The 16,532-nt window shown below is 58.2% G+C and carries 15 protein-coding genes; 7 read left to right on the forward strand and 8 right to left on the reverse strand.

The features are described 5' to 3' along the window. Positions 1 to 164 precede the first annotated feature (164 nt). The 3 genes from HV782_RS14195 to ahpF all read left to right on the forward strand — a co-directional run bounded on the left by HV782_RS14195 (position 165) and on the right by ahpF (position 3,499). The gene (locus HV782_RS14195) at positions 165 to 1,103 is read left to right on the forward strand and encodes a site-specific integrase (RefSeq protein WP_186745920.1); all 939 of its coding nucleotides are present in this window, start codon (positions 165 to 167) and stop codon (positions 1,101 to 1,103) included. A gap of 137 nt (positions 1,104 to 1,240) precedes the next feature. Continuing rightward, positions 1,241 to 1,804, forward strand: a complete 564-nt coding sequence (gene ahpC / locus HV782_RS14200) for an alkyl hydroperoxide reductase subunit C (protein WP_034154256.1) — start codon at positions 1,241 to 1,243, stop codon at positions 1,802 to 1,804. Between the two features lie 132 nt (positions 1,805 to 1,936). After that, positions 1,937 to 3,499, forward strand: a complete 1,563-nt coding sequence (gene ahpF, locus HV782_RS14205) for an alkyl hydroperoxide reductase subunit F (protein ID WP_186745922.1) — start codon at positions 1,937 to 1,939, stop codon at positions 3,497 to 3,499. A 1,036-nt stretch (positions 3,500 to 4,535) separates the two neighbouring features. Here ahpF and gloA read toward each other — a convergent pair. Continuing rightward, complete coding sequence (gloA, locus tag HV782_RS14210) at positions 4,536 to 5,057, reverse strand: lactoylglutathione lyase (protein ID WP_007963339.1); 522 nt, start codon at positions 5,055 to 5,057, stop codon at positions 4,536 to 4,538. Between the two features lie 138 nt (positions 5,058 to 5,195). Between gloA and HV782_RS14215 the strand changes: the two genes are divergently transcribed. After that, positions 5,196 to 5,714 (forward strand): DUF4946 domain-containing protein, encoded by a 519-nt coding sequence (locus tag HV782_RS14215; RefSeq protein WP_186745924.1) that lies wholly within the window; start codon positions 5,196 to 5,198, stop codon positions 5,712 to 5,714. A gap of 219 nt (positions 5,715 to 5,933) precedes the next feature. Here the strand turns inward: HV782_RS14215 and HV782_RS14220 are convergent, their stop codons facing one another. The 3 genes from HV782_RS14220 to HV782_RS14230 form a co-directional block, all read right to left on the reverse strand. Then, the gene (locus tag HV782_RS14220; protein WP_123468398.1) at positions 5,934 to 6,299 is read right to left on the reverse strand and encodes a histone-like nucleoid-structuring protein, MvaT/MvaU family; all 366 of its coding nucleotides are present in this window, start codon (positions 6,297 to 6,299) and stop codon (positions 5,934 to 5,936) included. A gap of 235 nt (positions 6,300 to 6,534) precedes the next feature. After that, complete coding sequence (locus HV782_RS14225) at positions 6,535 to 8,070, reverse strand: EAL domain-containing protein (RefSeq protein ID WP_186745926.1); 1,536 nt, start codon at positions 8,068 to 8,070, stop codon at positions 6,535 to 6,537. Between the two features lie 115 nt (positions 8,071 to 8,185). After that, positions 8,186 to 9,058, reverse strand: coding sequence for a LysR family transcriptional regulator (locus HV782_RS14230; protein ID WP_186745929.1), 873 nt, complete (start codon positions 9,056 to 9,058; stop codon positions 8,186 to 8,188). Positions 9,059 to 9,134: 76 nt separating this feature from the next. Here HV782_RS14230 and HV782_RS14235 point away from each other — a divergent pair, with 76 nt between their 5' ends. Next, positions 9,135 to 10,082, forward strand: coding sequence for a DMT family transporter (locus tag HV782_RS14235; protein ID WP_186745931.1), 948 nt, complete (start codon positions 9,135 to 9,137; stop codon positions 10,080 to 10,082). 245 nt (positions 10,083 to 10,327) lie between these two features. Beyond that, positions 10,328 to 11,404, forward strand: a complete 1,077-nt coding sequence (hppD, locus tag HV782_RS14240; protein WP_123468406.1) for a 4-hydroxyphenylpyruvate dioxygenase — start codon at positions 10,328 to 10,330, stop codon at positions 11,402 to 11,404. Between the two features lie 127 nt (positions 11,405 to 11,531). On the opposite strand, the gene rarD is transcribed toward hppD, so the two are convergent. From rarD to HV782_RS14255, 3 genes are all read right to left on the reverse strand, one after another. Beyond that, positions 11,532 to 12,413 carry an EamA family transporter RarD gene (rarD, locus tag HV782_RS14245; RefSeq protein WP_186745933.1) on the reverse strand — a complete coding sequence of 294 codons (882 nt, stop codon included), beginning with the start codon at positions 12,411 to 12,413 and terminating at the stop codon, positions 11,532 to 11,534. Positions 12,414 to 12,698: 285 nt separating this feature from the next. Continuing rightward, complete coding sequence (locus tag HV782_RS14250; protein ID WP_123468410.1) at positions 12,699 to 13,712, reverse strand: aldo/keto reductase; 1,014 nt, start codon at positions 13,710 to 13,712, stop codon at positions 12,699 to 12,701. 69 nt (positions 13,713 to 13,781) lie between these two features. Next, positions 13,782 to 14,681: a LysR family transcriptional regulator gene (locus tag HV782_RS14255; RefSeq protein ID WP_186745936.1), complete on the reverse strand. Its 900-nt coding sequence runs from the start codon at positions 14,679 to 14,681 to the stop codon at positions 13,782 to 13,784. A 98-nt stretch (positions 14,682 to 14,779) separates the two neighbouring features. Here HV782_RS14255 and HV782_RS14260 point away from each other — a divergent pair, with 98 nt between their 5' ends. Further along, positions 14,780 to 15,136, forward strand: a complete 357-nt coding sequence (locus HV782_RS14260; protein ID WP_186745938.1) for a VOC family protein — start codon at positions 14,780 to 14,782, stop codon at positions 15,134 to 15,136. Between the two features lie 45 nt (positions 15,137 to 15,181). Here the strand turns inward: HV782_RS14260 and HV782_RS14265 are convergent, their stop codons facing one another. Next, positions 15,182 to 16,492, reverse strand: coding sequence for an MFS transporter (locus tag HV782_RS14265; protein ID WP_186745940.1), 1,311 nt, complete (start codon positions 16,490 to 16,492; stop codon positions 15,182 to 15,184). Positions 16,493 to 16,532: the final 40 nt, after the last annotated feature.

The following is a 16,532-nucleotide window of genomic DNA, read 5'->3' on the forward strand; positions in this document are numbered from 1 at the left end:
GTTACGTACTGTGGTACATGCCACTAAAGTACGCAGTGTACCATTCAAAAAATAAAGTTAAACCTTTGATATTAAAGACACGGGATATACTGGTATTACCCAGTGTCAGGTGATTAAATTCGCTTTTTGATCATTGAATCAGTACGCCTGCGAGAAAACTGCCCATGAGCGATATGGATCGCTATCTGCAAGCCGCTACCCGCGACAACACCCGACGCAGCTATCGCGCGGCCATCGAGCATTTCGAAGTGACGTGGGGAGGTTTCCTGCCGGCCACGGCAGACAGCGTGGCGCGTTATCTCGTCGAACATGCAGGCGTGCTGTCGATCAACACGCTCAAGCTGCGTCTGTCGGCGCTGGCGCAGTGGCACAACAGTCAGGGGTTTGCCGATCCGACCAAAGCGCCGGTGGTGCGCAAGGTGTTCAAGGGTATTCGGGCATTGCATCCGGCGCAGGAAAAGCAAGCCGAACCCTTGCAATTGCGCGATCTGGAGCGCGTCGTCGCCTGGCTGGAGCAAGAGGCGCTGACGGCGAAGCAGCAACAGGATCGCCCAGCGCTGCTCAAGGCCTACCGCGATCGGGCGCTGATTCTGCTCGGCTTCTGGCGCGGCTTTCGCAGTGATGAGCTATGCCGCTTGCAGATCGAGCATGTGCAGGCCAACGCCGGCACTGGCATCACCTTGTATCTGCCGCGCAGCAAGGGTGATCGGGAAAACCTTGGACAGACGTATCAAGCGCCGGCACTGCTGAAACTGTGTCCGGTTCAGGCCTATATCGACTGGCTGACCGAAGCCGCTCTGGTACGTGGCCCGGTTTTCCGCAGCATTGACCGCTGGGGCAACCTGAGCGAGGAGGGCGTGCACGCCAACAGCATCATTCCACTGCTGCGTCAGGCGCTGGAGCGTGCCGGTATTGCGGCAGAAAACTACACCAGCCATTCGCTGCGTCGAGGCTTTGCCACGTGGGCCCATCAAAGCGGCTGGGACTTGAAGTCGCTGATGAGTTACGTCGGCTGGAAGGATATGAAGTCCGCGATGCGCTATGTTGAAGCAAGCCCATTCCAGGGGATGGCTCGGATTACGGAAAAGCCGGCTTCGTCGTAGATATCGTTTTCTTCTATTAATACAGTCAGCTAATAGCGAAAACAAATCAGCAGCATCAGGTTTGCCAATGAGCCATCCGTCGAGTGAGTGGGTAGGATTCACCCCATCAACTTCACAACCCTGACGGAGAGTCATCAATGCCTATCATCAACAGCCAAGTAAAACCGTTCAAAGCTACCGCGTTCAAAAACGGCGACTTCGTTCAAGTCTCGGACGCTGACCTGAAAGGCAAGTGGTCGGTCGTATTCTTCTACCCAGCCGACTTCACCTTCGTTTGCCCTACCGAGCTGGAAGACCTGGCTGACAACTACGCTGCCTTCCAGAAACTGGGCGTAGAGATCTACAGCGTTTCCACCGACACCCACTTTGCCCACGCTGCCTGGCACAACACTTCGCCAGCCATCGGCAAAATCGAATACACCATGATCGGCGACCCGACCCACGCCATCTCCCGCAACTTCGACGTGCTGATCGAAGAAGCTGGCCTGGCTGACCGTGGCACCTTCGTGATCAACCCTGAAGGCCAGATCAAAATCGTTGAACTGAACGATGGCGGCGTTGGTCGTGACGCTTCCGAGCTGCTGCGCAAGATCAAGGCTGCTCAATACGTTGCTGCTCACCCAGGCGAAGTTTGCCCAGCCAAGTGGAAAGAAGGCGAGGCCACTCTGGCTCCGTCCCTGGACCTGGTCGGCAAGATCTAAGTCTGTGAGACACGCAACACAGGGCGGAACTCCGCACCTACTTCAGTAAGCTGCACCGCCCAATAAAAAAGCCCGGGCGAGATTCGCTCGGGCTTTTTTTCGCCTCGAATAAAGACACAGGAGATCGCCCGTATGTTGGACGCCAATCTTAAAGCCCAGTTGAAATCGTACCTGGAACGGGTCACCCAGCCGATCGAGATCGTTGCTTCCCTCGACGACGGTGCGAAATCCCGGGAAATGCATGACCTGCTCAAAGACGTTGTCAGTCTGTCGAGCCAGATTACCCTGATCGACAACGGTGATGATGCCCGCAAGCCATCGTTCTCGATCAACCGTCCGGGCGCCGACATCAGTCTGCGTTTCGCCGGTATCCCGATGGGCCACGAATTTACTTCCCTGGTGCTGGCCCTGCTGCAAGTCGGTGGTCACCCATCGAAAGCCAGCGTTGAAGTGATTGAGCAGATCCGCTCGCTCAAAGGCGAGTTCAGCTTCGAGACCTATTTCTCGCTGTCCTGCCAGAACTGCCCGGACGTGGTCCAGGCACTGAACCTGATGGCCGTGCTCAACCCGAACATCCGCCACGTTGCCATCGACGGCGCGTTGTTCCAGAACGAAGTCAATGATCGCAAGATCATGGCGGTGCCGAGCATCTACCTCAATGGTGAGAACTTCGGTCAGGGCCGCATGGGCCTGGAAGAAATTCTCGCCAAGCTCGACACCGGCGCCATCGAGCGTCAGGCCGAGAAAATCAGCGCCAAAGAAGCCTTTGACGTGCTGGTGGTCGGCGGTGGCCCGGCCGGTGCTTCGGCGGCGATCTACGCTGCGCGTAAAGGCATCCGCACCGGTGTCGCAGCCGAGCGCTTTGGCGGCCAGGTGCTGGACACGATGGCCATCGAGAACTTCATTTCCGTACAGGAAACCGAAGGCCCGAAACTGGCGACTGCGCTGGAAGAACACGTCAAGCAATACGACGTCGACATCATGAACCTGCAACGCGCCGACAAGCTGATTCCCGGCAAGAACGGCGAGCTGCATGAAGTTCACTTCGCCAGTGGCGCGACCCTCAAAGCCAAGAGTGTGATTCTGGCGACCGGTGCACGCTGGCGCGAAATGAACGTGCCGGGTGAGCAGGAATACCGCAACAAAGGCGTGGCGTACTGCCCGCACTGCGATGGCCCGCTGTTCAAAGGCAAGCGTGTTGCGGTGATTGGTGGCGGTAACTCCGGCGTCGAAGCGGCGATCGACCTGGCCGGTATCGTGGCCCACGTCACCTTGCTGGAGTTTGATGTAAAACTGCGGGCCGACGCTGTGCTGCAACGCAAGCTGCACAGTCTGCCGAACGTCACCGTGATCACCAGCGCACAAACCACTGAAGTCACCGGTAATGGCGAGAAGGTCAACGGTCTGCGTTACAAGGATCGCAACAGCGATGAACTGCGTACCGTCGAGCTGGAAGGGATCTTTGTCCAGATCGGTCTGTTGCCCAATACTGACTGGCTCAAAGGCACCATCGAGCTGTCGCCACGTGGCGAGATCATTGTCGACAACCGTGGTGAGACGTCGATCCCGGGCATCTTCGCTGCCGGCGACGTAACGACTGTGCCGTACAAGCAGATCGTGATTGCGGTGGGCGAGGGCGCGAAGGCTTCGTTGAGTGCTTTCGATCACTTGATCCGCACTTCGGCTCCGGCGTAACTGCCAGGCCATAAATGAAAAAACCCGTGAGAGATCACGGGTTTTTTATTGGGCGTGAAATCTTGCCCCTCACCCCAGCCCTCTCCCGAAGGAGAGGGAGCTGACCGAGGTATCTGAGATTGTCCATCGACCTGAACGATCCAGTCGATTATGGATTCAGCGCCAGTCTTTCAAGTCGGCGTAACTCTCCAATATCCCCCAATCAGTTCCCTCTCCCTCCAGGAGAGGGAGCCGACCGAGGTATCTGAGATTGTCCATCGACCTGAAAGATCCAGTCGATTATGGATTCAGCGCCAGTCTTTCAAGTCGGCGTAACTCTCCAATATCCCTCAATCAGTTCCCTCTCCCTCCAGGAGAGGGAGCCGACCGAGGTATCTGAGATTGTCCATCGACCTGAACGATCCAGTCGATTATGGATTCACGCCAGTCTTTCAAGTCGGCGTAATTCTCCAATATCCCCCAGTCAGTTCCCTCTCCCTCCAGGAGAGGGGGCCGACCGAGGTATCTGAGATTGTCCATCGACCTGAAAGGTCCAGTCGATTATGGATTCAGCGCCAGTCTTTCAAGTCGGCGTAATTCTCCAATATCCCCCAATCAGTTCCCTCTCCCTCCAGGAGAGGGAGCCGACCGAGGTATCTGAGATTGTCCATCGACCTGAAAGGTCCAGTCGATTATGGATTCAGCGCCAATCTTTCAAGTCGGCGTAACTCTCCAATATCCCCCAATCAGTTCCCTCTCCCTCCAGGAGAGGGGGCCGACCGAGGTATCTGAGATTGTCCATCGACCTGAACGATCCAGTCGATTATGGATTCAGCGCCAGTCTTTCAAGTCGGCGTAATTCTCCAATATCCCCCAATCAGTTCCCTCTCCCTCCAGGAGAGGAGCCGACCGAGGTATCTGAGATTGTCCATCGACCTGAACGATCCAGTCGATTATGGATTCACGCCAGTCTTTCAAGTCGGCGTAACTCTCCAATATCCCCCAATCAGTTCCCTCTCCCTCCGGGAGAGGGTTAGGGTGAGGGGCTTTTCAGCTTTTACAGCGGCGCAGGCTGAATGATCTCGACCCAGTAGCCGTCCGGGTCCTTGATGAACGCCAGGCTCTTCATGCGGCCATCGGTCAGGCGCTTCTGGAAGTCGCAGCCCAGTTCTTCGAAGCGCGCGCACGCGGCCACGATGTCCGGCACCGAGATGCAGATGTGGCCAAAGCCGCGCGGGTCGGTATTGCCGTTGTGATAGGCGAAGTCAGCATCGTTTTCGGTGCCGTGGTTGTGGGTCAGTTCCAGAATCCCCGGAATCGACTTCATCCACTCGGTGCGCGCAGCGGCGTCGGCCGGGATCTGCGCCTTGTCGACCAGTGCGAGGAAGTACAGGCTGAACTCGGCTTCCGGGAAGTCACGCTTTTCGACCAGCGAGAAACCCAGCACGCGGGTGTAAAAATCCAGGGACTTCGTGATGTCTTTCACACGCAGCATGGTGTGGTTGAACACGAAGTTACGGGTTGCGCTGTCTGGCGTGGCGGTAACGCCGGGGAAAGTGTTCAGTTCGTGCAGGCTCATGGGCCCTCCAATAACTATGGGCGAGTGATGGGCGCAATGATACGCATGCCTTGCGGCATCGCCAAATGAAAGGGCAGGCTTGCCCTGCGCGCGGGCGGGGCTCAGACTTTGCCGCTCAATCTGCGAGTGCGCCCGGCAATGATCCGACTGTTCAAAACCCTGTTTGTTTTTTCTGTGTTCTCGCTGCAGGCGGTTTGCGCGCAGGCGGACGAGCCGAGTGTCACCTGGCCAGCAGGCTGGGAAGTCGAAGCGCTACCGGACAGCGCCCCTCAGGTTTCTCGTCAGCGGGCGGTGAAAAACGATGCCGATGGCAATCAGGTGATGGTGATGGAGTTGACCATGACGCAGGTGGAAGCGGGGCATCAGGTGAATCTGCAGGGGGTATTGCTGGAGATGCGCAAGTCGATTCAAAAGGACTTTTTCCAAAGCGGCTACCAAAGTGTCTGCAACAAGGTGCACGCCGCGATGCTTGGCTCTTTATCGGCGCTGGAAACGACTTGCACGGTCACCGAAAGCGGTCGGCATGTGTTGTCGCAAACGCTGGTGGCGGCGCTCGATGCTGATAAGGCTTATGTTCTTTCCTACGCGGGGCAGGCGCAGGTTTATAAGGACAGCGCAGACGAAATAGTCGCGGTGCGAAACAGCTTGAAACTTTAAGCGTCTGTTCTAGTGGCGGGCTCGATTAGATACCCGAACGGATTAAGCACAAAGTTTGTACGCCAGTCTCGGTAGCAACATTGCGCAGCAAATTTTTTTGCGTTCTGGCTCACGGGTGTTACACGAAAATCACAACTTGCTCGATGAAATTCATTTCATTTGTTAGATATTGTCAATAAAAAAGCCCCGCACGATGCGGGGCTTTTTGTTGAAGCGCGATTAACCGCGCAACCAGGAATCAACGGTAGCTGCACCGTATTGTTCCTTCCAGGCTTTCAGGCCACGGTGGTTGCCACCTTTGGTTTCGATCAGTTCGCCAGTGTGCGGGTTCTGATAAACCTTGACCACGCGAGCGCGGCGGGTTTTAGGGGCCGCAGACACTTGCAGACCGGATTTTGCCGGATTCGGATCGAGGATGGCGATGATGTCTTTCAGGCCTTTGCCATAGGTTTTCATCAGCCCCTGGAGCTTTTCTTCGAATTCGATTTCTTTCTTGAGCCCGGCATCGTTCTTCAGCGATTCCAGCTGCTTGAGCTGTTCCTGAAGGGCCTTTTCAGCTGCACGAAATTCAGCGAGTCTGGACAATATCTTTACTCCAATAGTGTGTTTGGCTGATACCAACCGCAAACAAAGCTATAAGCCAAGAGCCTTGAAGCGACTCGGTGATAATTGGCTCACCTGCCAGTCTTGCAACAGGCATGAAAAATTGTAGTAGTTAATGAGCCAAGAGTAAATCCTGACTTTTTCCTCATGTAACAATCACAGTCTTTTGTATCAATTTGGTGCGTCGTGGTGATGCGCTCTGCAAAATTTCATTTAGTTAATGGTGACTTAATGCACTGATGAAGTCTGCCGCAGCCATCGGCTTGCCGAACAGATAACCTTGCAGGAAGTTGACGTTATGGGCGGTCAGATAATCGGCCTGTGCCTGGGTTTCGACACCTTCGGCAACAATACCCAAGTCCAGCTTGGCCGAGAGTTCGATAATGGTGTCCAGAATGTGCCGGGACAGTGCGTCAACACCGATCATGGCGACGAAACCCTGGTCGATCTTCAGGAAATCGACATTGAACTTGCGCAGGTAACCGAGGCTGGAATGCCCGGTGCCGAAATCGTCGATGGCAATCATTACACCCAGCTCATGCAGTTGCGCGAACAACTGTCGGGTGATGTCGGTCGGCTCGATCAGCTGGCGCTCGGTCAACTCCAGCACCAGATTGATACTGCCCGGCGTGAATGCCGCCAGCAGTTCGCGGCAATCGTCCACCAGTGCAAGATCCTGACAGTGGCTGGCGGTGATGTTGATGCCGAGGTGGAAGGGGGTGACGAATGTCGCCGACAGAGGCCCGAGGAGGGTGGCGGTTTGCTGCATCAGGGCGCGGGTCATTGGCACGATCAGGCCGGAGTGCTCGGCGAACGGAATGAACAGGTCCGGACGGACCAGCCCCTCTTTCGGGTGGTTCCAGCGCATCAGCACCTCAGCGCCTGACCACCTTTTGCTGTCGCCATGCACCACGGGTTGAAAATAGGGAATGAATTCACCAGCCTCCAGCGCGCGGAGCATTTCATGGCTCGGCGACGTCGAGCGTTTTTGCAGGACATGCCCGATCGCCGCTGACACCACACCAAAAAACATCAACAGACTGAACAATGGCGGGTATTCATCGGCCATGTACCGCCAGGTTTCGCCTTGGGCAAAACCGGCAGCGACACTGAACGCATAATGCGAAGAATCCAGCTTGCTTTGCGCCACCGGGAGCGTCGGCAACCGGCCTTGATGCACGGTGCCGTCGGCGGACAGCCAGTTGTTGCCCACTTGCAGGAGCAACAGTGTGTCCCGGCCAATCAGACGCAGGATGTTGCTCAGGTGATAACCATCCAGTGTCGTCAGCGCACCGCCGCGTCCGTCACTGAGGCGATACACCAGCAACGCGGTGTTGGGCGTTACCGGATTGCCGTTCATCAACCACAGCTTGCCCTGAGTGTAATCACCGGCATTGACGGCTTCCTTGAAATCGCCGAACAACGAGCTGCAATAGAGATTGTCGTCCCACACCAGGTTGGTCGAGCGTACGAACGGGCGGCGGGTGACCTGTTCGCGCAGGGCGAGCTTGACCTCTTCGCAGGTTTTGCCGGCCAGTGGCAGTAATTCCCGCGCGGCTTGCGCGGTGTTGTCGAGCATCAGTTCGAACTGGCGCAGTGCTTCCTCGGCCGTTTGCAGGGCGCTCTGCTGCAAGGTGCGTTCAGCCTGGATGTAAAGAATCGCACTGCCCAGCACGACGGGGAGCAGACCGCTGAGCAGCGTCACGATAATTCGGATGCTGCGTTTGCGGCGGGGTCTGACGGTTAACGGCATGGGCGCATCCTGTCGCGAAAAAGTAGGGCTCTCGAACGCTGGCCGGGCAGGGGCGCGACGCTGAAAAACACGTCAGCCAGAAGGGATGATAGATGGCCGGTGACGTTTGTGCCGCTCATCGAAAATGTAGATGCGTGGCCAGTTCGATAAACGCCAGCGCTGCCGGTGAAGCCTGGCGTTGGTCAAGTACGGCGAGCCCCACCTGGCGCTGAACCCTGGGCGTCAGCGCGATCTTCACGTAGCCAGGCTCAGGCGTATCCGGCAAGGAGCTTTCGGCGACGACGGTGATCGCGTCACCACGGCTGACCGTGTCGAGGGTGCTGAGCAACTGCGAGCAACGGTAGCGAATATTCGGTTGCAGTCGCGCCGCGTTGAACAGCCGCGAAACCAGTTCCGAAGAACCGGCCTCCGTTAGCACAAACGGATCGTCACACAGCGCTTTCAGGCTCAGCGCCGAGCGCTTGCCCAACGGATGATCACGAGGCAGCAGGGCGACCATTTGATCTTCGATCAAGGCGAAGGTATCGAAGCGCTCCTGCGGCAGCACCACAAAGCCGAGGTCGATGCGCCGCTCTTCGAGCCATTGAATCACTTGCCGGTCGGGCCCTTCATCAATGTGCACCTCGATACCCGGATGCGCCTGTCGATAGTGGCGGAGGATTTCCGGCAGCAACTTGATCGAAGACGTCGGCCCGAATGAACCGATGCGCAATGTGCCGCGCTTCATGCCGCGGGCATCGGCGGCCTCCTGACGCAGCGTATTGGCCAGCCCGAGCATCGCCCGTGCCCGCAGCAACAGATGCTCGCCGATGTCGCTGAGTTCCACCTGCGATTGATGCCGGCGCAGCAGCTCAACGCCGAGTTCCTGCTCCAGGGATTTGATCGCGTGGGACACCGCAGACTGGGAGATCCCCAGACGATGCGCGGCGAGGGTGAAACCGCGCAGCTCGGCCACCAGCGAGAAAATCTCCAGTTGTGTGAGGGTCATGAGTGATTACTCATTTTACGATGATCAGGAATGAGGTGAATGATACGCCATCTCCTGGTTTTGCTTTGGAAGTGTCATGGCCAATCTCGCGCAGACTCATTCGCAATCTTCTGAAATACCGGTCTACCTGACGTTGGCGGCGGTCACGATGGTCTGGGGCGGCACGTTTGTCGCCGGGCGTTTTCTGGCGGGCGGGCTCAGCCCGATATTCGCCGCAAGTCTGCGGTTCCTGTTGGCCAGTGCTGCACTGCTGGGATTCCTCTGGCTGGCGCGTGTTCCTCTGGCGCGGCCGACTCCTGCGCAATGGTTGCAACTGATGCTCCTGGGGTTGTTCGGGATTTTCTTTTACAACCTGTGCTTTTTTTATGGCCTGCAGTACATCAACGCGTCGCGGGCGTCATTGATCGTTGCGTTGAATCCGGCGGTCATCGGCGTCGCTTCCTGGCTCTTGTTCAAGGAGCGGCTGGGGCGATCGAAGGTGTTGGGTATCTCGATCTGCATTGCCGGTGCCGGCGTGGTGATCGTCAGCCGTAACCCGGCGTTACTGATGGCGACCCCCGATGCGTGGAAGGGCGATCTGCTGATTTTCGGCTGTGTCGTGGGCTGGGGCGTGTATTCGCTGTTCTCGCGCCGCCTCAATCAAAGCCTCGGACCGCTGCAGACCGTGACGTATTCGATCCTGATCGGCACGTTCATGTTGTGGACGTTGGCTGCCGTGCGTGGAGAGTTGAGCTGGACGGCGTTGAGCGATCTCGGTACGCCACAGTGGCTCAGCCTGATCTATCTGGGGGTGTTTGGTTCGGCGCTGGCCTACATCGGTTATTACGACGGCATCCGCAAGATCGGCGCGACTCGCTCCGGCGTGTTCATCGCTCTGAACCCGCTGACGGCGGTAATACTGGGGGCGCTGCTGCTCGGCGAGCAACTGACGCCGCCAATGTACGTGGGCGCAGTGCTGATTCTGGCGGGCATTTACCTGTGCAACAAACCGCTTGCACCGGGCGCAAAAAGGCGGATTTTATAGGGAGGGCAGACAACCCTATTTACGCTGTGTAGAATCGGTTTACGCATACAATAATAATCGTCTTCTGGCAGCAGAAGCCTCGCCCGCAAGAGCCTTGGGTCGACAATGAAGATATTCGGGTTTCAACTGATCTACGGTGACTTCCTCGCCCGCAGCGTGCGAGGCATCTCCTGTGCACCTCCCGGCGGTCTCAGCATTACTGACAAATAACCCTGGTTAATTGATAAGAATGATGAGGCGTCACCATGACCGATTTATACGAAAACCCAATGGGCCTGATGGGCTTTGAGTTCATCGAGTTCGCATCGCCGACCCCTGGCACCCTGGAGCCGATCTTCGAGATCATGGGCTTCACCAAAGTCGCGACCCACCGTTCCAAGAACGTGCACCTGTACCGTCAGGGCGCGATCAACCTGATCCTCAATAACGAACCGCACAGCGTCGCTTCCTACTTCGCCGCCGAACACGGCCCGTCCGTTTGCGGCATGGCGTTCCGCGTCAAGGATTCGCAGAAAGCCTATAGCCGCGCACTGGAACTCGGCGCCCAGCCGATCCACATCGAAACCGGTCCGATGGAACTGAACCTGCCGGCGATCAAAGGCATTGGCGGCGCGCCGCTGTACCTGATCGACCGTTTCGGCGAGGGCAGCTCGATCTATGACATCGACTTCGTGTTCATCGAAGGTGTGGACCGCAACCCGGTCGGCGCCGGCCTGAAAATCATCGACCACCTGACCCACAACGTGTATCGCGGCCGCATGGCTTACTGGGCCAACTTCTACGAGAAGCTGTTCAACTTCCGCGAGATCCGCTACTTCGACATCAAGGGCGAATACACCGGCCTGACTTCGAAAGCGATGACCGCACCGGACGGCATGATCCGTATCCCGCTCAACGAGGAATCGTCCAAGGGTGCCGGGCAGATCGAAGAGTTCCTGATGCAGTTCAACGGCGAGGGCATCCAGCACGTCGCGTTCCTCACTGACGACCTGATCAAGACCTGGGACGCGCTGAAGAAGATCGGCATGCGCTTCATGACCGCGCCGCCGGACACCTACTACGAAATGCTCGAAGGCCGTCTGCCGAACCACGGCGAGCCGGTCGATCAACTGCAATCGCGCGGTATTCTGCTCGATGGTGCTTCTGAGCAGGGCGACAAGCGCTTGCTGCTGCAGATCTTCTCGGAAACCCTGATGGGCCCGGTGTTCTTCGAATTCATCCAGCGTAAAGGCGACGATGGTTTCGGTGAGGGCAACTTCAAGGCGCTGTTCGAGTCGATCGAGCGGGATCAGGTGCGTCGCGGTGTGCTCGCTACCGAGTAATTCGTAACACCGCTAAAAACTGTGGGAGCCCGCCTGCTGGCGATAGCGTCTTCAGATTCAACGTTGATGTTGACTGACAGATTGCGATCGCCAGCAGGCTGGCTCCCACATTTGTTTTGTCGTGCGATTAAGGACGGCGCTGCCGCATCAGGTGCTTGAAGCCTTCAAACACCAGCACCACAACGGCGAGCCAGATCGGAATGTAGGTCAGCCATTCACCGGCCTTGATGCTTTCACCCAACAACAGCGCGACACCGAGCAACAGCACCGGCTCGACATAACTGAGCAAACCGAACAGGCTGAACGGCAACAAGCGACTGGCGATGATGTACACCACCAGCGCTGACGCACTGATCAGGCCGAGCAGCGGAATCAGCCACATCAGCCCCGGGTATTGATCGAACACGCCCAAACCTTGCTCGCCACCCTGCACAAACCACCACGCCACGGGCAGCATCAGCGTCATGTCGACCCACAGTCCGCCAAGGTTGTCGGTTTTCAGGTATTTGCGTAGCACGAAATACAGCGGATAGCCGACCACGACCACCAGAGTCGCCCAGGAAAAACCGCCGACCTGATACAACTCGTTCAACACGCCGAGGCTGGCGAAAAACACCGCAACTTTCTGCAGGTACGACAGGCTTTCGCCGTAGGCAATGCGCCCGGTCAGCACCATCGCCAGTGGCAGCAGGAAGTAGCCCAGCGACACATCCAGGCTGTAACCATTGAGCGGCGCCCACATGAACAGCCACAGTTGCACCCCCAGCAGGGCGGCCGAAACAATCAGCCCGCCAATCAGTTTCGGCTTCGCGACCATCAGGTGGATCAGTTCCAGTACTCGTCGCCATTCGCCGGAGACCAGCATGAACACGGTCATGCACGGCACGGTCAGCAGCATCCGCCAGCCAAAGATTTCTACGCCGCTCAATGGGGTGAGCAGCGAGGTGTAGTAATACATGACGGCAAACAGCACCGAGGCTGAAACCGATAGAGCGATACCTTTAGACAAACTGTCCTCGCGGGTGGGTGATCAAACGGGGCGCGAAGGATACGTGGTTTTCGTGCTGAATATTGGCCGAGCGATCAATATTTCACACACGACCTCAGAAGCCCCTCACCGTGACCCTCTCCCAGAGGGAGAGGGGACTGAATCGGGATGTCTTGCGATAGTGCGCGACGCGAAAGACCGAGTCGATCATGGATTCACCACGCAGGTCCCACGCAAAAGCGTAGCCTCAATATCCGCCAATCGGTTCCCTCTCCCAGAGGGAGAGGGCAGCAGAGGGCGAGGATCTCAAGCCGAATGCGGTTTACGGCCCGACACGAAATGGCTCACATCATTGAACCCTGGTGTCGAGGCGTGCCCCGGCGTCACCAGCGAGTCGATAAACGCCTCATCTTCCGCCGTGATCTTCACCGCTTGCGCCTTGGTGTAGGCGTCCCACTGGGCTTCTGTGCGCGGGCCGACAATCGCTGAGGCCACCGCGCTGTTATTGAGCACCCAGGCAATGGCGAATTCGACGATGCCCACCCCACGCCCCTCGGTGTATTGCTGAATCTGCTGGGCAATGCGCAGCGACTCGACCCGCCATTCGGTTTCCAGAATGCGTTTGTCCTGACGCCCGGCGCGGCTGTTGATATCCGGGGCTGCATCGGGTGCGTACTTGCCGCTGAGCACGCCACGGGCCAGCGGGCTATAAGGCACCACACCGAGGCCATAGGTTTGCGCGGCGGTGATCTGCTCGGTTTCGGCCTGGCGGTTGACGATGTTGTACAGCGGCTGGCTGATGACCGGGCGGTCGACACCCAGTTGGTCGGCGACACGAATCACTTCGGCAATCCGCCAGCCGCGATAGTTGGACAGCCCCCAGTAACGGATCTTGCCCTGACGGATCAGGTCGCCGATGGCCGAGATCGTCACGTCCAGCGGCGTGTTGTGGTCTTCGCGGTGCAGGTAATAGATGTCGAGGTAGTCGGTGCCCAGTCGTGTCAGGCTGGCATCCAGACCATTGAAGATATGTTTGCGGCTCAGGCCGCTGCGGTTTGGCACGCCGTCCACCGGACCAAAGCCGACTTTGGTCGCCAACACCCACTCATGCCGGTTGCCGGCAATCGCTTCGCCGACGATCTCTTCCGAACGGCCATTGGTGTAGACGTCAGCGGTGTCGATGAAATTGATGCCCTGATCCCAGGCCTTGTCGATGATGCGCAACGACTCTTCGTGGCTGGTCTGCTCGCCGAACATCATCGTGCCGAGGGTGAGGGTAGACACCTGCAAGCCCGAGTGACCCAGTGTGCGATAGCTCATGCCGAAATCCTTTCTGTCGGTGGGAAAGCGTTCATCAAATACCAGATGCGTGTGACGGGGCAAAGTGAATTATCGACTCAATGCCGCACATCGCTCGCGCAAAAATGCCTGCAAGACCTTGACCCGCTCGGACACCTGAACCCGGTGTGGACAGAGCAGATTGAATGGCACGCTTTCGCCGTGCCAGTCGTCGAATAACGTGCGCAGGCGTCCGGCGCGCACGTCTTCGGCGACATCCAGCCAGGCCTTGTAGGCGATGCCATGCCCGGCCAGCGCCCAGCGCCGGGCGACTTCACCGTCGTCGCTGAGGTAGTCGCCGTGGACTTCGACTTCGACGGTTTCATCGTCACGGTTGAAACGCCAACTGTTGTAGGGGCGGCCGTTGCGCAGGTAGAGCAGGGCACTGTGATCGCCCAGTTCCGTCGGGTGCTGTGGCGTGCCATGACGGGCCAGATAATCGGGGCTGGCGCAGGCAACGCGGCGATGCGTCGGCAAAATCGGCAACGCCACCAGCGTCGAGTCGCTCGGCACGCCGAAGCGCAGCGCGATGTCCACGGTTTCGCGAAACAGATCGGCGTGGCGGTCGTTGAGCAGCAATTGCAGGCGGATATTCGGGTGTGCGCGCTTGAAATCGTCCAGCCACGGCAGTAACACGTTGCGGCCGAAGTCCGAGGGCGCCGCCAGTTGCAACACGCCGTTCAGGCCTTCACCTGATTGTTTCAGCGCTTGTTCGCCGTCGGCCAGTGTCGCCAGGGCCAGGCGCACACTGTCCAGATAACGCCGGCCTTCCTCGGTCAGGCGCATGCTGCGGGTGGAGCGTGCGAGCAAACGGATACCGAGCCGGGTTTCCAGGCGTTTCAGGGCAATGCTGGCGGCGGCCGGGGTCAGTTCCAGCGCCCGTGCAGCGGCAGAAATACTGCCTGAATCGGCCACGCGGACGAAAATCTCCAGATCGAGAATCGAGCTCATTGCTAAAAATCCTTTAAAGATCTTTGCGTTTTAACGGGATTTTTCCGTGATTGGCAAGCCGTGATACTGCAATCAATCAACAACCGCAGGAGATGAGCATGACCTGGACATTCGATCACCTGGCCTTCAACACCGCCGATGGCCAGAGCTTGCAGGACAGTTTCGCCAGGTTGCTCGGCCTGACGCCGGGGCGCCGACCACCGTTTCCGTTTCCCGGGCGATGGCTGTATCAGGATGCGCACGCCGTGGTGCACGTGATCGAGCAGCCGACGTTCGACGATACGGCGTTGAGCCACATTGCCTTTCGCACGGATGAGCCGGCAGAAGCCGTGCTGCAACGGGTGCGCGACAGCGGTTTGCCGTATCAGGTGGCGCAGGTGCCGGAGGACGGGATCTGGCAGATTTTTGTGCAGATGCCGGGTGGCGTGGTGATCGAATTGGATGCGTTGGCCTGAATGCAAAAGATCGCAGGCTGCGATCTTTTGCGTTTTACAACGTGATCAGGCGCGCAACGTGCGGGTCATGCGCAACGCCAGCAGACTGCCGCCGACAATCACCGCCGCCAGCAGGTACAACGCCGCATCGGTGGAGCCGGTGCTGTCCTTGACCCAACCCACCAGATAAGGGCTGAGAAATCCGGCCATTTGTCCCATGGAGTTGATCAACGCCAAGCCACCGGCGGCAGCACCGGCACTCAACATCGCCGTCGGCACTGGCCAGAACATCGGCAGGCCGGTCAGCGCGCCCATGGTCGCAATGGTCAGGCCGAGAATCGCAATCGCCGGGTTGGCGGCGAAATTAACCGCGATCACCAGACCGATCGCGCCCATCAGCATCGGCACCACCAAATGCCAGCGACGCTCTTTGCGCAAGTCCGCCGATCGCCCGACCGCCAGCATGAACACCGCTGCCAGCAGGTACGGAATCGCGCTCAGCCAGCCGATCACCAGGTTGTCGCTGAAGCCGAGGTTCTTGATGATCGACGGCAGCCAGAAGTTGATCGCGTACACGCCACTCTGGATGCAGAAATAGATCAGGCCGAAGGCCCAGATCGCCGGGTTCTTGAACACCGCGATCAACGAATCGGAGGTGGTTTTCGGTTTGTTCGCGAGGTCTTCGGCCTGATCGGCCTCCAGCACTGCACGCTCGTGCGGGCTCAGCCATTTGGCGTTGGCGAAGCTGTCGCTCAACAGGAAATAGGCGAGGGCGCCGAGGATCACCGTCGGGATGCCTTGCAGCAGGAACATCCACTGCCAGCCGGCCAGACCGCCCTGGCCCGCCGCGAAGTGATTGAGAATCCAGCCAGAGAACGGGCTGCCGAGCAGGCCGGACACTGGAATTGCCGACATGAACAGCGCCATGATCCGCCCCCGGCGGAAGGTCGGGAACCACTGCGAGAGGTACAGCACGACGCCTGGGAAGAACCCGGCTTCGGCCGCACCGGTGAACAGGCGCAGGGTGTAAAACTCGGTCGGCGTGGTGACGAACAGCAGGCAGGTCGACAACGTGCCCCAGGTAATCATCATCAAGGCAATCCAGCGCCGCGGACCGAATCGGGTCAGGGCCAGGTTGCTTGGCACGCCGCACAGCACGTAGCCGATGAAGAAAATCCCGGCACCGAGGCCGTAGACGGTTTCACTGAATTTCAGGGCGTCGAGCATCTGCAGTTTGGCAAATCCAACGTTGACCCGGTCGAGGTAGTTGAACAGGTAGCAGATGAAGATGAAGGGGATCAAACGCAGGGTGATGCGTTTGTAGACGGCGTTTTTATCGTCTGCGATGGTCTGGGTAGCTGCGGCGCTGTGCGACATAGCGGCTCTCTCTTTATTATGATTTTTGGCGATGCAAAGG

Source organism: Pseudomonas monsensis (assembly GCF_014268495.2).
Lineage (GTDB): Bacteria > Pseudomonadota > Gammaproteobacteria > Pseudomonadales > Pseudomonadaceae > Aquipseudomonas > Aquipseudomonas monsensis.

Bases quoted from the DNA above. Each gene is read 5' to 3' on its own strand.
- HV782_RS14195 (WP_186745920.1), top strand. From the start codon at position 165: ATGAGCGATATGGATCGCTATCTGCAAGCCGCTACCCGCGACAACACC.
- ahpC (WP_034154256.1), top strand. From the start codon at position 1,241: ATGCCTATCATCAACAGCCAAGTAAAACCGTTCAAAGCTACCGCGTTC.
- ahpF (WP_186745922.1), top strand. From the start codon at position 1,937: ATGTTGGACGCCAATCTTAAAGCCCAGTTGAAATCGTACCTGGAACGG.
- gloA (WP_007963339.1), bottom strand. From the start codon at position 5,057: ATGAGCCTGCACGAACTGAACACTTTCCCCGGCGTTACCGCCACGCCA.
- HV782_RS14215 (WP_186745924.1), top strand. From the start codon at position 5,196: ATGATCCGACTGTTCAAAACCCTGTTTGTTTTTTCTGTGTTCTCGCTG.
- HV782_RS14225 (WP_186745926.1), bottom strand. From the start codon at position 8,070: ATGCCGTTAACCGTCAGACCCCGCCGCAAACGCAGCATCCGAATTATC.
- HV782_RS14230 (WP_186745929.1), bottom strand. From the start codon at position 9,058: ATGACCCTCACACAACTGGAGATTTTCTCGCTGGTGGCCGAGCTGCGC.
- HV782_RS14235 (WP_186745931.1), top strand. From the start codon at position 9,135: ATGGCCAATCTCGCGCAGACTCATTCGCAATCTTCTGAAATACCGGTC.
- hppD (WP_123468406.1), top strand. From the start codon at position 10,328: ATGACCGATTTATACGAAAACCCAATGGGCCTGATGGGCTTTGAGTTC.
- HV782_RS14250 (WP_123468410.1), bottom strand. From the start codon at position 13,712: ATGAGCTATCGCACACTGGGTCACTCGGGCTTGCAGGTGTCTACCCTC.
- HV782_RS14255 (WP_186745936.1), bottom strand. From the start codon at position 14,681: ATGAGCTCGATTCTCGATCTGGAGATTTTCGTCCGCGTGGCCGATTCA.
- HV782_RS14260 (WP_186745938.1), top strand. From the start codon at position 14,780: ATGACCTGGACATTCGATCACCTGGCCTTCAACACCGCCGATGGCCAG.
- HV782_RS14265 (WP_186745940.1), bottom strand. From the start codon at position 16,492: ATGTCGCACAGCGCCGCAGCTACCCAGACCATCGCAGACGATAAAAAC.